Origin of the sequence: Lysinibacillus agricola (assembly GCF_016638705.1) — a bacterium.
Lineage (GTDB): Bacteria > Bacillota > Bacilli > Bacillales_A > Planococcaceae > Lysinibacillus > Lysinibacillus agricola.
In genome coordinates this window covers 4,042,941-4,060,169 of sequence record NZ_CP067341.1, presented here as the reverse complement: position 1 = coordinate 4,060,169, position 17,229 = coordinate 4,042,941, and the positions used below count along the sequence as shown (strand labels likewise).

Below are 17,229 nucleotides of genomic sequence, written 5' to 3'. Positions count from 1 at the left end.
ATAAGGGGGTGACTGTTATGGAAGAATATTTAACGATTATTTTTAGAACATGTTTCTTATATGTGTTTATACTCATCGTTTTTCGCTTGATGGGTAAGCGTGAAGTTGGTGAATTATCTGTTATCGATTTAGTGGTATTTGTATTAATTGCAGAGGTTGCTGCCTTTGCGTTAGATGATTATGAAAATCCTTTATTTAATGCCATTTTGCCAATCATCATCTTGCTAATTATTCAAATCGGTAGTGCCTTTTTATCGCTTAAATTTAAAAGAATACGTGACTTAGTTGATGGTGATCCGGCATTGCTTGTGAGAGACGGCATTATTCTAGAGAGTGAAATGCGGAAGCACCGCTATAATTTAGATGATTTATGCCAGCAATTACGTGAAAATGGTATAGCTTCTGTCACAGATATAGCTTATGCCTATTTAGAGCCTTCTGGCAATCTTTCCGTTTACAAAAAAGATGAAAAGACATTTGTTTATCCACTGATTATCGACGGTGATATTCAGGATAGGCATTTAAAGATATTGCATAAAGATGTTGATTGGTTAATGGCAGAGCTTGCTAAAAATAATATTCAGGATAGTAGCGCTGTATTTTTTTGTATATGGGAGGATAATCGGCTACATATCCAGTTGAAAGAAACTTAAACTTTCTTGGCCAACTTACGAAGATAGCGTAAATCTGTTATGCGTAACTGATTGGAAAGTAGCAAGAATGTAAATAGTAAAAACAAGGTTACACAGCTACTCAAAATTAATGGGAGTGGCATTATTTGCATCAGGAAATACTGGGTAACACAAACGGCAATAAAGCAGCTATAAGGAACAACAAACATTCTAAAGCCAGCACGTAAATTCTTACGCTGTCTTACTGTTGCAATATGCAAAAAAGAAGTTAGTAAAACGCCAAAGCCAATTGCTACAACGGCACCTTTTTCCTGTATACCAGGCTGAGAAGCAAGTACGAACATGACAAAGAGCTTACCAAGTCCTCCGTAAATGGAGTTCATCATTGCTGCACGAGCCTCACCAATTGCTTGTAATATAGAATGCAATGGACTTTGAATATAATAAAAATAAAAAATAGGAGCTAATATTTTCACATAACCACGATTTTCTTGTAAGTGAAAGAGCTTCATAGCTAATTCGTCGCCATGAACGAAAAAGTACGTGGCGGCAACACAGCCTACCAAGGAAGATAGTCGCAATGATACAGAAATACGTTCCTGTAGGAGCGGTATATGCTGACGTGCAACGGCGTCGCTAACAGCCGGTATAAGGACAATCGAAAGTGCAGCAGATACAAAAGCTGGGAATAATAATAGAGGGACTAATACACCCGAAATAACCCCATATAAAATTGTTGCTGCTGAAGCTGTCAATCCAGCCATCGTTAAAGCCTTTAAAAAAATTATAGGCTCTAAAAACCAAGTAAATGATCCGAACAGCTTGCTTCCAGCAGAAGGAAGGGCAATTCGTAACATCGGGGCAGCTGGATAAGCTTCAATTTTGTTTTTTCGTGCCGATAATTTTTTCTTTGAGACAATATAATGCATCCACAAATACAAGAAAGCAACGACCTCAGCTAGTAACGTAATACCCATAGCAGAGGCTGCTGTAACAGCAGCATTATTATAGGCAGCCACAAAAGGAATCGTAAATGTGATGAAGCTAATGCGGATAATTTGCTCAATCATTTGAGCCCAAGCTGTTGGCGTAATTTTCGCAATGCCCTGTAAATAAGCACGCAATAACCCAGAGCCAACTGCCACTGGCACAGTAAAGAGTGCAATCCAAAGCGTAAATGTCGTATGTTCATTATGTAAAAGCGTAGTCGAGATATATGGTATTGTAAGTGCAACAATCGGCATAAAGATGATCATTCCAATAAATGACCAAAGAATAGCCGTACGCATAACACCAAAGATGCTATCACGTTTGTTTTTTGCTAGTAACTCTGCTACAATTTTTGCCACAGCGATAGGTAGTCCAAGTTGAATGAGTGAGATGAAGAAAATGAACGCAGGATAGACGGTCATATAAATGCCGACTGCCTCTTCACCAGCGATACGCATAAATTGCATTCTATAAAAGAAGCCAAAGAGTTTCGATAAAAAAATCACGAACATTAAAAATAGTGTACCTCGTACAAAAGAACTCATGCCATCCGTCCCTTCTCAAGCCACAAAAATTCATTTACACTATTTGTATGCAAACATGTCTTACGATACAACTTTGATTGGAGATGATTCAAAATGAGTATGCAACATGAGCAACTATTTGAAAAAATTCGTCCGGCAATTGATAGTAAGATGGAAGAGTTTAAACATTATCAATACGATGCGATTACAGCAGAAGAACTATGGCGCTATTGTGTAGAAAAAAAATGGCGCAAAAAAAATATTGAACAATTACGTTTATATGAAATCATCGCCACTATCTTTGCGGTATCACCGTCCGATATCGTATCGTTTAATCAAGTAGAATTTTTACAAAGTAATGATTGGTTTACAGAATTGAATACGGAAGAGTTGAAAATGCTACTTGGTCCGGTTAAAACTTAAGAAGACTGTGTGAAATTTGTCAAATAATAAAAGAATACTAAAAGTGTTGAATTGACACCAAGCGCAACGTGTTTCATAATGAATATGTTGCGCTTTTTTTATTTGTATAAATATTTTTACTGACAAACCTCCTTATAGTTCTTATCTGAATTTGGAGGCTTAACAGGGATAAATTTGCGCGTTATGAACGATTGAAATAAGTAGAGCAACCTTTTTGAAGCACAGGCTACATTATTCTAAAGGAAAAGGAGGAATAAACGTTTCAAAAGGACTTGCTATTATACTTGTTTGTAGTGTAAGGAATTGCCTTACACCAATTCGAGGAGGATTTTTAAATGAAACTAAAAAGTCGTATAGTTGCATTCGTACTACTTTTGGTGATTTTTACAGCAACCATTAGTACGACTGCAGGCGGCGTCTTAAAGGACATTAAGCTTGGTCTTGACTTACAGGGCGGGTTTGAGGTTCTTTATGAGGTTAAAGAATTAAAAGAGGGACAAAAAATTACACCGGATGTTGTGACGGCAACAGCAACTGCTCTTGGTGAACGTGTCAATGCTATCGGGGTAAGTGAACCAAGCATACAGGTTGAAGACAAAAACCGTATTCGTGTGCAATTAGCTGGTGTCGAAGACCAAGAATCAGCACGTAAATTATTGTCTACATCTGCAAATTTAACATTCCGTGATGTTGACGATAATTTGCTTTTAGATGGTGATGACTTAAAGCCAGGTGGCGCTAATGATTCCTTTGACCAGCAAAATCGTCCAATTGTTTCGCTAACATTAAAGGATGCGAAAAAATTTGCCGATATTACAAGTAAAATTGCCGCTAAACCTGCAGGTCAAAATTTACTTGTTGTTTGGTTAGACTTTGAAGAGGGTGTTGATTCATATAAAGCTGAATCACAAAAAGCGAAGCCTCGTTATGCATCTGCTGCAACAGTTAGCCAAACATTAAATACAACAGATGTAATGATTAGCGGTAACTTTTCTGTTGAAGAAACAAAAAATTTATCAGATATTTTAAATGCTGGGGCACTTCCTGTAAAACTTAACGAAATTTATTCTACTTCAGTTGGTGCACAATTCGGTGACCAAGCACTGAAAAGTACAATTTTCGCTGGTGTGGTGGGCGTAGTTATTATTTTCTTATTTATGCTATTCTACTACCGTTTGCCTGGCCTTATTTCCATCATTACACTTGCCGTTTTCACTTTCCTAGTACTAGTTGTGTTCGACTGGATTAATGCAGTGTTAACACTTCCGGGTATTGCAGCTATCGTGCTCGGTATAGGGATGGCCGTTGATGCGAATATTTTAGCAGCAGAGCGTATTCGTGAAGAGCTACGAGTAGGTCATTCGGTTAAACAAGCATTCCAAATTGGCTCGAAGCAGTCTTTATCAGCAATTGTCGATGCACAGCTAACTACATTATTAGCAGCTGCTGTATTATTCCAATGGGGGACAAGCTCTGTTAAAGGGTTTGCAACAACTTTAATTATTAGTATTTTACTAAGCTTCCTAACAGCTGTTTGGGGTTCTCGTGTACTATTAGGTTTACTTGTCAACAGTGGGTATTTCAACAATCCAGCATGGTTTGGTATCGCGAAATCTACACAACATAGCTTGGATGAAAATATCGGTACATTAGATTTATCAACAAAATTTGATCGCTTTGACTTTGTACACAACCGTAAGAAATTCTATACATTCTCATTAGCTATTTTAGTGGCTGGTTTAGTAGTTCTTGGTATTTTCCGCTTAAACCTTGGTATTGATTTCTCAAGTGGTACTCGCGTGCAAATTGAAGCAGATCAAACGTTGATTAAAGAGGAAGTATCTAAATATGTAGATAGTATCGGTTTCCCATCTGAAGATATCGTTTTGACAGGTGAGAAGAGTAGCTCTGCGGTAATCCGTTATAAACATGATCTATCTCAAGCAGAAATTTTAAAATTCAAAAAAGAAGCAGGCGAAAAATATGGTCATGAGCCTGGGATAAGTACAGTGTCTCCAACTATCGGTAAAGAGCTTGTGAAAAATGCGATTAAAGCATTATCACTTGCGGCTATCGGTATCATTATCTATGTAGCAATTCGTTTCGAGTGGCGCATGGGTGTTGGGGCAATTGTCTCGTTACTACATGACGTATTCTTGATTGTTGCTGTTTTCAGCTTTATGCGCTTAGAAGTCGATATTACGTTCATTGCTGCTGTTCTGACGATTGTCGGCTACTCCATTAATGATACGATAGTTACATTTGACCGAATGCGTGAAAACTTAGGACGATATGATACGATTAAGGACCGTGAAGTGTTAGCGGATATCGTCAACAAATCACTACGTCAAACGATGGGTCGATCTGTTAACACAGTGTTAACCGTTATTATCGTTGTAGTGGCACTTCTTATTTTCGGTGCACCATCGATTCAAAACTTCTCCATCGCTTTATTAATTGGTTTAATAACAGGTATGTATTCTTCAATTTGTATTGCTGCACAAATCTGGTATTCATTAAAAATTCGTGAAATGAAAAAATCAGATGGTCAGATTCACAAAAAAGAGAAAAAACAATGGGGAACTGATGAGCCAGTTGTTTAACAAAAGACCTTAATACGAAACAGGGAAGGAACTTTTCTTTCCCTGTTTTTTTAGATGGTAACAAAAAGAATCTGCTTGCTTTCTCTTGGGGAAGCAGCAGATTCTTTTTGTTTCGTCCATTAAAGTTTAAATTGTTGTAGTAAAGACTGCAGTTGCTGAGCGTTGTCGCTTAATTCCTCAGCTACTTCATTCACCTGCTGCATTGTTGCAGCTTGTTCCTCTACTGCTTCAGTGATCATTTGTGAGTTGCCCGCTGAAATGTTCGCGCCATTTGCAATTTCTGTTACAGAGGCAGCTACTTCTTCAGCACTTGCTGAAATCTGTTCTGAAGTAGCTGAAATATCTTCAATTTGGTCGGTAAATGCTTGCACAGATTTTGTAATGGAATCGAATGCATCACCGGCTTCATGAATTTTCGCTACGCCATCCTGGACAGATGCTAAGCCTTCATTCACAGCAACTGCTACATTTCTTGTATCGGTTTGAATTTCATTTGTAATGGCGACAATTTGGCCAGCAGATTGATTGGATTCTTCAGCAAGTTTTCGTACTTCATCTGCTACAACCGCGAAGCCTTTCCCGTGCTCACCAGCTCGTGCTGCTTCGATAGCCGCATTGAGTGCCAGTAAATTTGTTTGTTCAGTTATAGTAGTAATTACTTTTGTAATTTGACCGATTTCCTCAGATTGTTTACTTAGCTTTTGCGTTAAATCGGCAATTCGTGTAGTAGCTTCAGAAATTGTATCCATCTGCTCTTTGGCAGTTGTAATTGTTTTACCACCCATATTGGCAAGCTGCGTCATATTCATGGCATTGTGATGCAAATTTTGAGTAGCCTCAGCAATTCGTTGTACACCAGCAGCTGTCTCGTCCATAGCTAGAGCACTTTGTTGAGAGGCACTAGCAGATGAAGATAAATGGTTTGACGTGTCTTGTACTCGATGTGAAATGTCGCTTGATGTTGTTGTCACTTCTACAGTGCTTGCGGAAAGTTCTTCAGAAGCAGCAGATAATTGTGTAGCATTATCCTGAACATTTTTAAGCAGTACAGATAAATTCTGTTTTAATGCATTCACTGCTGTGGCAAGTGTACCAATCTCATCTTTTGAGTGATGTTCAAGCTGAGCAATCGTTAAATCGCCTTGTGCTAATGTATCGGCTGCGTTAATCACTTTACGAAGTGGTTGAGTAATGTAGCTTTTTACAAAATGCATAAAATATAAACCAACAATTGCACTTAAAACAAGTAAGATAATTGAAATAATAATAGCTAGTGCAACTGTTTGGACAACACTTGTCTTAACTTTATCAAGCTGTTCATCATGATAATTTAATAAATCACTTGTTAGAGAGTAAATTTCTTTATTACTTTTTGTAACTTCCCCATTTATGTATGATAGTGCTAAATCTGTATTTCCACTATTAAATGCTTGTACAGCTTTTTCAGAACTTGTTAGTAAATCTTGCTGTAATTTGGTTACTTGCTTCATAATATTTTTTGTGTAATCGGAGCGAACAATGTTGGAAAGCTCCTGAATCGTCTCTGGTAGTAGTTTTTCATAACGCTCTAAATTTGACTTTGTAGTCTCATCCTTATTATTTAGAATATAAGAGCGTAAAAAGAGTCCTTGTGAGGCAAGCTCCTGCTGTATATTCTCTGTTAATTGGATTTGCAAGATTCTATGATCAAGTACCTCTACAATGTCTCCTTCTACTGACTTAAATTGAATAAATGAAATAATACTTGATAATAAAAGTAAACAAGTGAGTGAAATAAAACCGATATTTAGTTTTTTACGAACGGACATATTCGTTCCTACTTTCTTTTATTTATTAGAGAATAAATGTTCTGGAATTACTATAACTTGATATTTTTACGAGGTCAATACTTGAAAAACACTCAAAAGTAGGTAGTTAAGGTTCCTTTTTATGGTATATATAGAGGGACTTTTTCCTTTGTATATAATTTCAAAATTTCTTTCAACATTTTTTCTTTTTCTCTGAATTGATTGACAATTTCCGTAGTTTGGCATAGAATAAGGCTAACTTTTTTGTTCGATACAAGGTAGATGATCTCGGGAGCGAGGTCAACCTTAGAACAGATGAGCTGAGTTTAGATGAGAATAGCTGAGAAATTGTTGAATAAGAGTAGTAGCATAAGTGTGCAATTTAGAGAGTCAGTGGATGGTGCAAACTGATTTGTAGCTTATGTGAATGGACTTATGAGAGTCGCTAATTATAATAGCGAACGGATTCCCCACGTTAAAGGGGGTGCTTTGACTTAGATAAAACAAATCTTTTCGTCATTAACTCAAAAGATATGGCGATTTTACTGACGAACTAAGCTGAGCACATAAGGGAGAGCAAATATGCTCTAATATGAGGTGGCAACGCGGTCATGATCGTCCTCTGCAATTAGGAAAAATCCTTTTTGCAGGGGACTTTTTTTATTGTTTTTATTTGCAGGGGATGAAGACTTCGCTTTCGCACAGAAAACAATTGTTGCTGTCGCTACGTTAGCACTACGCTTTCGCACAGAAAACAATTTGTTGCCCCTACGTCCCTAGGAAAGCACCCAGTCGGAACGGAAATCAACCCTACGCTATGATGAGGATCCTTTTTTCAACAAAAACCGATTCAGCAGCTAAACATTTGTAAGTCTTACGTTAGATAGGGAAAAATTTAAAAAGGAGTTTGGTAACAATGCTATCGACGAGTTCAAGAACAAAAATGAAAACCATTAATGCTGATTCTTTAACGCCGATTTTAATTTTTAGACGCCTACAAGGGAAGCATAAATTTTTGCTTGAGAGTTCAGCACAGCATGAGGGAGCAGGACGTTTTTCTTTTATCGGTGCAAATCCAAGAAAAACGTATAAAGGCTTTGGAGATGAGATTCAGGAATATTCATATAAGACTGGAAACACATATACACATAAGGGCGATCTTTTTGTGTTACTGAAAAGATTAATGCCACGTATATCCAATACGACACAATTCCCGTTTTCAGGCGGAGCTGTTGGCTATGTTGGTCATGCTGCAACAACGACATTATCGACTAGTCAGGATAAAGTGCAGCTACCAGATGTGCATTTCCATGTGTATGAGACAGTCATTGTATTTGATCATGTAACAGATGAGGTTACATTGATTCATACAAATATTGATGCAGAAAAAAAAGAACCAAATTTAGAGGAGCTGGCAGAGCAGCTGTTAAAGGGTAGGGAAGATGAGGATACAACTTGTAGCTATGAAGCTTTTGAATCGACTACGAATGAACAATTTGTAACATCCCTGACATCTATCAAAGCTAATTTAGATGAAGATATTACAAGGGTCGTGCTGTCAAAGCGTTTTTTAGCAAAGTTCCAAGGAGATTCTTTCGCATTATATCGCCAGTTGCGTAAAAAGGATCCTGCTCCTTATATGTATTATGTAGAATTTGAGGATCATATTGTCTTGGGAACTTCTCCGGAAAGCCTAATTCGAGTAAAAGGTGAGCGTGTGATTATGACACCAACAGAGGGGACATTTCCTAGAGGTTCCACAAAAGGTGAAGATTTAGAATATGAACGAAAGCTATATGAAAACACAGATATTAGGAAGTCACATGAAGCACTTGTTTCTGCGGTACAACAAGAGCTACAGTCTGTGTGCTTCCGAGATTCCATTCAAGTCATTGAGGCGATGAGAATTGAGCGTTCAAAGCATGCATTACATATGACATCGAGAGTCGAGGGTCAAATATTACCGATGCTTCATGCACTTGATGTCTTAGCTGCGACGTTACCATCCTTTGCATCAACAGGTATTCCAAAGGATCAGGCAAAGGACTATTTAGAAAAATCTAGTCAAACTGCTGGGGTATTTGGAGGAGCTCTTGGATTTATTGGTTTTAACGGTCATCTTGATTTTGCTTTAACAGGAAAATCCATTGTTATAGAAAATGAAACGATGCATATGCAATCAACTGTAACGGTAACCAAATACACAAACGTCAAAGAAGTATTAAAACAAGTAGAAAAGGACGAACAGGAATTTTTGCAACTACTTGAAAAAGAAGGAGGTCAACACTAATGGAAGGTATTCGTCAAAAAGTACAACAACGAGAGCATTTAATGTATGAGGAAATGCTACAGGCAGCAAAATGGATGTTCCAAGATGACACACCGAAGGAACAAATCGGTAGCTTTTTAACGGCATTATCTGCCAAAGGTGAAACAGCACATGAAGTAGCGGCATTAGCTACAATTATGCGTTCCTTTGCACTAGACGTACCAGCAAAAGCAGGTGTCTATATGGATAATTGCGGTACTGGTGGCGATGGTCTTAATACATTTAATATAAGTACAACTTGCGCCTTTGTATTGGCAGGGGCAGGTGTCAAAATGACGAAGCACGGCAATCGTAAAATTTCTTCGGCATCAGGCAGCTCTGATGTTTTGGAGGCACTCGGTATTCATACGAATATTTCCATTGAACAAACTGTTGATCTGTTAGAGAAAGAAGGAATTGCCTTTTTATATGCTCCAAATGTGCATCCGAAATTAAAGAGGATTGGGGAGGTTCGTCGGGCACTAGGCAAGCCAACTATTTTTAATCTTGTCGGTCCACTTACGAATCCAGTGCCTTTATCGACGCAATTTACAGGCATTAACCGTCCTAATTTTGTCATGGAGTATGCTTCCGTATTACAAATGCTCGGGCGTGAACGTGCAATGGTCGTTTCGGGGCCACTAGGTTTAGATGAGGCGTCATTAGCTGGTCAAAATACTTTTGTCTTAGTAGATAAGGGAGACTTAATCCCTTTTTCTTTAACTCCAGAGGATGCGGGGCTCAGCTATGCACCAATAGAGGCTATTCGTGGAGGCAATGCTGATGAAAATGCTGCTATTATGCGTAAATTATTAGCTGGTGAACAAAGTGCTTATTTTGACACAGTTTTATTGAATGCTGGTATTGGGTTGTTCAGCTATGGAATTGCTGAAACCGTTAAAGAAGGTGTAGAAATGGCGAAGGATAGTATTTTTAGCGGGCGTGCCCAACGAAAATTAGAGGCAGTCGTTGCTTATAGTGAGAATATTAAAGAAGTGGAGGTCCGACAATGAATATCTTAAATAAAATTCTCGAACAAAAAAAGCTAGAAGTCGGTGCTTTACTTGAACGGCCCGACCCATTAGCGAACTTTACAGAAAAGCTGCGTCCATCATTATTTGAGCGATTGCGAAAAGCTGAAACATTACAGGTTATTTCTGAAATGAAGCGTGCTTCCCCCTCAAAGGGGCTAATCGCAGAAGGGGCAGATCCGGTGGCACAAGCAAAAATTTATGCAGAAGCAGGGGCAGCGGCCATTTCTGTTTTAACAGATAAAGAGTTTTTTAAAGGCTCCTTTGATGATTTAGCCGCAGTTGCAAATGCTGTTCAAACGCCACTTCTTTGTAAGGATTTTATGATCGATCGTGTGCAAATTCGATTTGCAAAGGCATCAGGTGCATCCATTATTTTACTAATTGTGGCCGCGTTAACAGATGAGGCATTACGCGATCTATATAGCTATGCAACAAGCTTAAATCTAGAGGTGTTAGTAGAGGTACATGATCTTGAGGAGCTTGAGCGTGCTATTGCAGTTGGTGCCAAACTGATTGGCGTTAATAACCGTGATTTACGCACCTTTGAGGTGAGCTTAGAACGGACACGTGAAATTGCTCAAGCTTTTCAGTTCGAAGAAGAGAAAGTATTAATAAGTGAAAGTGGGATTTGGACGCAAAAAGACGCTAAAGCGGTGGCAGCGATGGGAGCTAGTGGCGTTCTTGTAGGTGAGTCATTAATGCGCAGTGGTGATGCAGGTACTGCGCTAAAAAGTTTACAGGTCAATAAGGTGGGGGCATTTGTATGACGAAGGTAAAAATTTGTGGACTAAAGGAACGACAGCATGTACAGGCAGCAGTAGAGATAGGAGCGGATGCAATTGGTTTTGTCTTTGCACCAAGTAAACGACGAGTGACGGTTGAACAGGCACAGCAATTAGTAAAACATGTGCCAAATGGCGTTTTAAAAATTGGTGTGTTTGTTAATCCAAGCGCAGAGGAATTACGCACAGCGGTAGAAGGAGTGCCATTAGATTATGTGCAATACCACGGGGAAGAATCTCCGGAGTTTATAAGTCAACAAGGTTATCCAGCCATTAAAGCTTTGTCCGTTAGAGGTGCTGAAGATGTTCAGATGGCTGCTAACTATGATGTAGACTACTACTTATTTGATGCACCAGGCACAGATTTTAAAGGTGGCAGTGGTCACACGTTTGATTGGACCCTCTTAGAGATGGTAGGAATTCCGCGAGAAAAGTTAATTTTAGCGGGTGGTTTGCAAGCTGAAAATATTGAAGAGGCGGTATCACTTGTGTCTCCATCTATGGTAGATGTATCGAGTGGTGTGGAGACGGACGGTGTTAAAGATATAGCAAAAATAACCGCATTTATACAGGCAGTAAAGAAGGGGAGAGCATAATGGCGAATTCAATAGCAAATAGTGTACCCACAAAGGAAGGGCGTTACGGAAAATATGGTGGACAATTTGTTCCGGAAACATTAATGACTGCTTTGTTAGAATTAGAGACGGCTTATGATGAGGCAATGCATGATCAAACATTTACGGATGAGCTGGCCTATTATTTACAACAATACGTTGGTCGTGAGACGCCGTTGTACTACGCAGAAAATTTAACAAAAGAGCTAGGTGGCGCGAAGGTTTATTTAAAGCGTGAAGATTTAAATCATACTGGAGCCCATAAGATTAATAATGCGATTGGTCAAGCGCTTCTTGCCAAACGAATGGGTAAAAGGAAAATAGTGGCAGAAACGGGTGCGGGACAGCATGGAGTGGCAACGGCAACTGCATGCGCATTATTGAATCTTGAATGTGTTGTATTTATGGGGGCAGAGGATATCAAACGCCAACAGTTGAATGTGTTTCGCATGGAGCTACTCGGTACAAAAGTAGAGTCTGTAGAAACCGGTTCAAAAACATTGAAGGATGCTGTCAATGCAGCACTGCGCTACTGGGTGACAAATGTTGAAGATACTCATTATATTTTAGGCTCAGCTTTAGGACCACATCCATTTCCGAAAATCGTAAGGGATTTCCAGCGCGTCATTGGTGTTGAAACTAGAAAGCAGATTTTAGAAAAGGAAGGACGTTTACCAGATGCAGTCGTTGCCTGTATAGGCGGTGGTAGTAATGCAATTGGTATGTTTCATCCTTTTGTCGACGACGAAACTGTGGCGCTATACGGAGTAGAGGCTGCAGGCAGTGGCATTGAGACAGGAAAGCATGCGGCAGCAATTGCAGGTGGACAGCTAGGAGTGTTACACGGTGCATACATGTATTTATTACAAGATGAAAATGGCTTTGTGCAAGAAGCACACTCTATTTCAGCTGGTCTAGATTATCCAGGGAAGGGACCGGAGCATTGCTATTTACATGATATTGGGCGTGCTAAATTTGATTCGATTACAGATAGTGAAGCACTCGAGGGCTTGCAGTTACTTTGTAGAACAGAAGGTATACTACCTGCCTTAGAAAGTTCTCATGCCATTGCCTATACAGCAAAACTCGCGAAGACAATGTCTACAGATGACATCCTCGTTGTGTGCTTATCCGGCCGAGGAGATAAGGATGTTCATACTGTCCGTAAAGCATTAGGAGGAGATGTATAATGACAACACTACAGCAGGCAATTGAACAAATGAAGGTCGCTGGTAATAAAGCGTTTGTACCATATATTATGGCGGGTGACGGGGGTCTCGAAACTTTGAAGCCTACAATCCTGAAGCTGCAGCAAATAGGTGTAACGGCAATTGAAGTTGGCATACCATTCTCGGATCCTGTAGCAGACGGACCGACAATAGAGCAGGCAGGTGAACGAGCTTTAGCAGAGGGCGTAACATTACGTAAAGTGCTAGCAGCATTAGCTTCATTTAAAGAAGAAATTCAAGTTCCGTTAGTTGTCATGACTTATTTTAATCCCGTATTAGCTTATGGGTTAGAGGCATTTGCTAAGGCTTGTGTGGCCGGGGGCGTTAAAGGATTAATCGTCCCTGATGTACCACTAGAGGAAAGTGCTATTTTACATGATGAATTAAATCCTTATGGTATCGACATTGTCCAGCTTGTATCATTAACAAGCCCTCCAGAGCGAATTGCACGTATTGCTGCTGCCAGTCAAGGCTTTGTCTATGCTGTGACAGTCAATGGAATTACAGGGGCCCGCACAAGCTTTGCTAATGATTTAGACGGTCATTTTGCACGTTTACGTGAAGTAAGCCAAATACCAGTACTAGCAGGCTTTGGCATTTCAACTCCAGAGCAAGTAGTAAGCATGGGGGCACTTAGTGATGGCGTGATCGTTGGCAGTGCGATAGTGACAGCATTGCATGAAGGTGATTTGGAGAAGGTTGAGGCATTAGTGTCCGCTTCAAAAGGTGAGCTCGAGAAGTCTACTCTTTAACGGAGTAGGCTTTTTTCTTTTGAGACTGGTATTCAAGGCTTTGACGGTTCTATCCACGACTTTGACTCTTCTATCCGTCACTCTGAATCTCTTTCCATCACTGGCCGGTTCTATCCGTCGCTCTGACTTCTATCCTTCGGGTAGTTTAGTAAAACTGACGGATTGAATTGACAATCTGATGGATAAAACTATCATTCTGACAAATAGTGCGGATAGGCTAGATTTTCTGTATAATAGCCTACGTAAGGAAGTGAAAAAGATGATCCTATCGAAAAAAAGATGGCAGGTAGAGCACCCAGACGCTAAGTTTGTCCAAACATTACAAAATGACCTACAACTTTCTGCGATTGCAGCGAAAATTTTAGCAGCGCGAGGCTGCGAAACAACTGCTGACGCAGAGAGCTTATTAAATATGACAGAAGCAAATATCCATGACCCGTTTTTAATGCATGGCATGGCAGAAGCTGTGGCGCGTATTGAGCAAGCCCTTGAAAACGGAGAGAAAATGTTAATTTATGGAGATTATGATGCCGATGGTGTCACTAGCACGACGGTCATGCTCAATGTGTTGCTTGATCTCGGTGCCGATGTATCGTTTAAAATACCGAATCGTTTTATTCATGGCTATGGACCCCATGAAGCGCTATTTCGTGAAGCACATGACGAGGGTGTTCAACTAATTATTACAGTTGATAATGGTATTTCAGGTATTGACCCGATCCGTGTCGCGAAGGAACTAGGTATGGATGTTATCGTCACAGATCACCATGAACCAGGCGATGAATTACCACCTGCCGATATTATTTTACATCCTCGTATACCAGAAGGACATTATCCATTTGGCGAACTTGCAGGTGTGGGGGTAGCGTTTAAGTTAGCCCATGCTCTATATGGGAAACTGCCAACGCATCTAATTGAATATGTAGCTGTTGGAACAATAGCCGATTTAGTACCATTAGTTGATGAAAATCGCTACCTAGTAAAACGAGGAATAGAAGAAATGCGCCGTTCACTCAGCCCCTGGGTACAGGCAATGTGTGAAGTAGCCAGTGCAGAGCAAGTAAAAATTAACGAAGAAACAATCGGTTTTTACTTTGGGCCGCGCTTAAATGCAGTTGGTCGACTTGGAGAAGCGGCACCAGGTGTAGAGCTATTAATGGCTGAGGATAATGCTAAGGCAACAGCATTAGCGAAACAGCTTAATACGTGTAATAGTGAGCGCAAAGATATCGTAAAGAGTATTACAGATGAGGCGATTGCTCTTATTGAATCAGATAAAAAAATCGGGGATTCACTCGTTTTAGTTATTGCTGGAGAAGGCTGGAATGCTGGAGTAGTAGGGATTGTCGCGTCTCGTCTTGTTGAACTTTATTATCGCCCAACAATTGTACTTTCACTAGACTATGAAAAAGGAACAGCTAAAGGCTCAGCCCGTAGTATTGAAGGGTTCCATTTATATAACGAATTAGCGAAAAATCGAGATATATTGCCTCATTTTGGTGGGCATCCTATGGCGGCCGGTATGACATTATCCATTGAACATGTTGATGAATTAAGATCCCGCTTAGATGCTCAAGCAAGAGCTTGTTTATCCGAAGAGCAATTGACACCTGTACTCAATATTGATATACCACTAAAAATGGATGAAATTTCAGCTGATGCCATTGAAGAGATTTCCACGCTTGGTCCATATGGTACGGATTTTCCAAAGCCTGTTTATGTGCTTGAAGATGTAGAAATAGCCTCCATGCGAAAAATTGGAGCAGCCGAAAATCATATAAAGATTGAATTGACGGATGGCTATGAAAAATTGGATAGTGTCGGTTTTAATAAAGGACATCTACACGACGAGTTAACATATGGAATAAAAGTATCATTTACAGGAGATTTACAAATTAACGAGTGGCAGGGACGTAAAAAAGCCCAATTTATGATAGAGGATGTTCAAACGACTGAATGGCAATTATTTGATATTCGTGGTATTCGTCAAACTTCACGCTGGTTAAATACGGTCCCGAAAGAGGAGGCGACATTTATCGCCTTCCGTTCAGAGACGATGACCTATTATCAGTCTCTTATTGGTGTGCCGATTCTAGCAGTCGATCCTACGCTTTTGAATGTAGATCAAAGCAATTATATCGTATTATTAGATTTGCCACAAAATGTTCAACTGTTAGAAAATGTATTACAAAAAACAGCACCTTCCCGTATTTATGCACACTTTTACATGCCTGATTCACAGTATTTCAATGGATTGCCTACGCGTGAGCAATTCTCTTGGTATTATAAATTTTTGAAAAATCGACCTGCTTTTCCATTAAATATGCATTTGGCTGAATTAGCGAAGCATACAGGTTGGCCATTAGATGCATTAAAATTTATGACACAGGTGTTTTTTGAGCTTGATTTTGTTAAAATGGAGAGTGGACTGACGACTGTCAACGTGAATGCACCAAAACAAGCACTTACAGAGGCACCGTCTTACAAACAACGTTCAGAACAGATTGAAATGGAGCAAAAGCTTGTATATGCCCCTTATATAGAATTAAAACAATGGTTTGATGAACGATTACATTAATATACGAAAAAGTTTCGTAGGAGGAACAACAACATGGATTTAAAGCAATACGTAACAACGGTTGAAAACTGGCCGAAAGAGGGCATCAGTTTCAAAGATATTACAACAATTATGGATAACGGTCCGGCATACAAATATGCAACAGATCAAATCGTAAATTACGCAAAAGAACTAGGTGCTGAAATTGTGGTAGGTCCTGAGGCTCGTGGCTTCATTATCGGATGCCCGGTTGCTTATGCGCTTGAAATTGGTTTTGCGCCTGTTCGTAAGCCAGGGAAATTACCACGTGAAGTGATAAGTGCTGACTACGGTCTTGAGTATGGTAAAGATACGCTAACAATGCACAAGGATGCGATTAAACCAGGTCAAAAAGTATTAATCTGTGATGACTTACTTGCGACTGGTGGTACAATTGAAGCGACAGTACGTTTAGTTGAACAATTAGGTGGTCAGGTTGTTGGCTGTGCCTTCCTTATCGAGTTAACAGAACTAAACGGTCGTGCAAAAATTGGTGATTTAAACATAAAAACACTTATTCAATATTAATGGATTCTTGCTAAATGGATTGGTTGATTGGAGTGGAGACTGGGCGACTCCTTGGGGCTCATCGGACGCCCCAAGGAAGCTTTGCTCTGTGCGAAAGCGAAGCGACAGCAACAAATGTTTTATCTGTGCGAAAGCGAAGCGACAGCAACAAATGTTTTATCTGTGCGAAAGCGAAGCGACAGCAACAAATGTTTTATCTGTGCGAAAGCGAAGCGACAGCAACAAATGTTTTATCTGCGCGAAAGCGAAGCGTCAGCGGCAAAGCGCCCAGTCGTAACGGAAATCAATCTCTCGTTTTGCCGAAGAGCCATACTTTATTTAATATGACACATTGATTTCATGGGCATAAAGTTCTCAAGAAAAGCGTCACATTTTTGTGGCGCTTTTTTTATGATTTATAAATGAGATGAGAAATTAAAAATAAGCA

At 39.7% G+C, this 17,229-nt stretch carries 15 protein-coding genes and 1 other annotated feature; of the genes, 12 read left to right on the top strand and 3 right to left on the bottom strand.

The window, feature by feature from the left end; genetic code table 11:
• The first annotated feature begins 17 nt into the window (after window positions 1–17).
• Complete coding sequence (locus FJQ98_RS20215; RefSeq protein ID WP_053596163.1) at window positions 18–653, top strand: DUF421 domain-containing protein; 636 nt, start codon at window positions 18–20, stop codon at window positions 651–653.
• Here the strand turns inward: FJQ98_RS20215 and FJQ98_RS20210 are convergent.
• Entirely contained in the window at window positions 650–2,167 is a 1,518-nt protein-coding gene (locus FJQ98_RS20210) for a putative polysaccharide biosynthesis protein (protein WP_053596164.1), read from the bottom strand. The genes FJQ98_RS20215 and FJQ98_RS20210 overlap by 4 nt on opposite strands.
• A gap of 93 nt (window positions 2,168–2,260) precedes the next feature.
• On the opposite strand from FJQ98_RS20210, the gene FJQ98_RS20205 reads away from it, so the two are divergent.
• Complete coding sequence (locus FJQ98_RS20205) at window positions 2,261–2,569, top strand: post-transcriptional regulator (protein WP_053596165.1); 309 nt, start codon at window positions 2,261–2,263, stop codon at window positions 2,567–2,569.
• A gap of 335 nt (window positions 2,570–2,904) precedes the next feature.
• Window positions 2,905–5,172 carry a protein translocase subunit SecDF gene (gene secDF / locus FJQ98_RS20200; protein WP_053596166.1) on the top strand — a complete coding sequence of 756 codons (2,268 nt, stop codon included), beginning with the start codon at window positions 2,905–2,907 and terminating at the stop codon, window positions 5,170–5,172.
• 119 nt (window positions 5,173–5,291) lie between these two features.
• Here secDF and FJQ98_RS20195 read toward each other — a convergent pair whose 3' ends face one another.
• Together FJQ98_RS20195 and FJQ98_RS20190 are read right to left on the bottom strand one after the other, a co-directional pair.
• Window positions 5,292–6,980 carry a methyl-accepting chemotaxis protein gene (locus FJQ98_RS20195; protein WP_053596167.1) on the bottom strand — a complete coding sequence of 563 codons (1,689 nt, stop codon included), beginning with the start codon at window positions 6,978–6,980 and terminating at the stop codon, window positions 5,292–5,294.
• Between the two features lie 321 nt (window positions 6,981–7,301).
• Window positions 7,302–7,585, top strand: a binding site (T-box leader).
• Window positions 7,547–7,717, bottom strand: a complete 171-nt coding sequence (locus tag FJQ98_RS20190) for a hypothetical protein (RefSeq protein WP_158003077.1) — start codon at window positions 7,715–7,717, stop codon at window positions 7,547–7,549. (Overlaps the previous feature by 39 nt.)
• A 158-nt stretch (window positions 7,718–7,875) precedes the next feature.
• On the opposite strand from FJQ98_RS20190, the gene FJQ98_RS20185 reads away from it, so the two are divergent.
• The 9 genes from FJQ98_RS20185 to FJQ98_RS20145 all read left to right on the top strand — a co-directional run bounded on the left by FJQ98_RS20185 (window position 7,876) and on the right by FJQ98_RS20145 (window position 17,137).
• Entirely contained in the window at window positions 7,876–9,249 is a 1,374-nt protein-coding gene (locus tag FJQ98_RS20185) for a chorismate-binding protein (protein ID WP_053596168.1), read from the top strand.
• On the top strand, window positions 9,249–10,280 hold the full coding sequence (gene trpD / locus FJQ98_RS20180; protein WP_053596169.1) for an anthranilate phosphoribosyltransferase: 1,032 nt from the start codon (window positions 9,249–9,251) through the stop codon (window positions 10,278–10,280). Before FJQ98_RS20185 ends, trpD begins: the two co-directional genes overlap by 1 nt.
• Window positions 10,277–11,068, top strand: a complete 792-nt coding sequence (trpC, locus tag FJQ98_RS20175; protein ID WP_053596170.1) for an indole-3-glycerol phosphate synthase TrpC — start codon at window positions 10,277–10,279, stop codon at window positions 11,066–11,068. Before trpD ends, trpC begins: the two co-directional genes overlap by 4 nt.
• Window positions 11,065–11,679, top strand: a complete 615-nt coding sequence (locus FJQ98_RS20170; protein WP_053596171.1) for a phosphoribosylanthranilate isomerase — start codon at window positions 11,065–11,067, stop codon at window positions 11,677–11,679. The genes trpC and FJQ98_RS20170 overlap by 4 nt, the downstream gene beginning before the upstream one ends.
• Window positions 11,679–12,887, top strand: a complete 1,209-nt coding sequence (gene trpB, locus FJQ98_RS20165) for a tryptophan synthase subunit beta (RefSeq protein WP_053596172.1) — start codon at window positions 11,679–11,681, stop codon at window positions 12,885–12,887. Before FJQ98_RS20170 ends, trpB begins: the two co-directional genes overlap by 1 nt.
• Window positions 12,887–13,678, top strand: coding sequence for a tryptophan synthase subunit alpha (trpA, locus tag FJQ98_RS20160; RefSeq protein WP_053596173.1), 792 nt, complete (start codon window positions 12,887–12,889; stop codon window positions 13,676–13,678). Before trpB ends, trpA begins: the two co-directional genes overlap by 1 nt.
• Before the next feature lie 259 nt (window positions 13,679–13,937).
• Window positions 13,938–16,256: a single-stranded-DNA-specific exonuclease RecJ gene (gene recJ / locus FJQ98_RS20155; RefSeq protein ID WP_053596174.1), complete on the top strand. Its 2,319-nt coding sequence runs from the start codon at window positions 13,938–13,940 to the stop codon at window positions 16,254–16,256.
• Between the two features lie 33 nt (window positions 16,257–16,289).
• Entirely contained in the window at window positions 16,290–16,802 is a 513-nt protein-coding gene (locus tag FJQ98_RS20150) for an adenine phosphoribosyltransferase (RefSeq protein ID WP_053596175.1), read from the top strand.
• Between the two features lie 14 nt (window positions 16,803–16,816).
• Window positions 16,817–17,137 (top strand): hypothetical protein, encoded by a 321-nt coding sequence (locus FJQ98_RS20145; RefSeq protein ID WP_201406525.1) that lies wholly within the window; start codon window positions 16,817–16,819, stop codon window positions 17,135–17,137.
• The last annotated feature ends 92 nt before the right edge of the window (window positions 17,138–17,229 follow it).

What these genes read in the sequence shown, in the direction of transcription:
- secDF (WP_053596166.1), top strand. Translation starts at nt 2,905, where the DNA reads ATGAAACTAAAAAGTCGTATAGTTGCATTCGTACTACTTTTGGTGATT.
- trpB (WP_053596172.1), top strand. Translation starts at nt 11,679, where the DNA reads ATGGCGAATTCAATAGCAAATAGTGTACCCACAAAGGAAGGGCGTTAC.
- FJQ98_RS20185 (WP_053596168.1), top strand. Translation starts at nt 7,876, where the DNA reads ATGCTATCGACGAGTTCAAGAACAAAAATGAAAACCATTAATGCTGAT.
- trpA (WP_053596173.1), top strand. Translation starts at nt 12,887, where the DNA reads ATGACAACACTACAGCAGGCAATTGAACAAATGAAGGTCGCTGGTAAT.
- FJQ98_RS20170 (WP_053596171.1), top strand. Translation starts at nt 11,065, where the DNA reads ATGACGAAGGTAAAAATTTGTGGACTAAAGGAACGACAGCATGTACAG.
- FJQ98_RS20195 (WP_053596167.1), bottom strand. Translation starts at nt 6,980, where the DNA reads ATGTCCGTTCGTAAAAAACTAAATATCGGTTTTATTTCACTCACTTGT.
- FJQ98_RS20215 (WP_053596163.1), top strand. Translation starts at nt 18, where the DNA reads ATGGAAGAATATTTAACGATTATTTTTAGAACATGTTTCTTATATGTG.
- trpD (WP_053596169.1), top strand. Translation starts at nt 9,249, where the DNA reads ATGGAAGGTATTCGTCAAAAAGTACAACAACGAGAGCATTTAATGTAT.
- FJQ98_RS20150 (WP_053596175.1), top strand. Translation starts at nt 16,290, where the DNA reads ATGGATTTAAAGCAATACGTAACAACGGTTGAAAACTGGCCGAAAGAG.
- FJQ98_RS20210 (WP_053596164.1), bottom strand. Translation starts at nt 2,167, where the DNA reads ATGAGTTCTTTTGTACGAGGTACACTATTTTTAATGTTCGTGATTTTT.
- recJ (WP_053596174.1), top strand. Translation starts at nt 13,938, where the DNA reads ATGATCCTATCGAAAAAAAGATGGCAGGTAGAGCACCCAGACGCTAAG.
- trpC (WP_053596170.1), top strand. Translation starts at nt 10,277, where the DNA reads ATGAATATCTTAAATAAAATTCTCGAACAAAAAAAGCTAGAAGTCGGT.
- FJQ98_RS20205 (WP_053596165.1), top strand. Translation starts at nt 2,261, where the DNA reads ATGAGTATGCAACATGAGCAACTATTTGAAAAAATTCGTCCGGCAATT.
- FJQ98_RS20145 (WP_201406525.1), top strand. Translation starts at nt 16,817, where the DNA reads ATGGATTGGTTGATTGGAGTGGAGACTGGGCGACTCCTTGGGGCTCAT.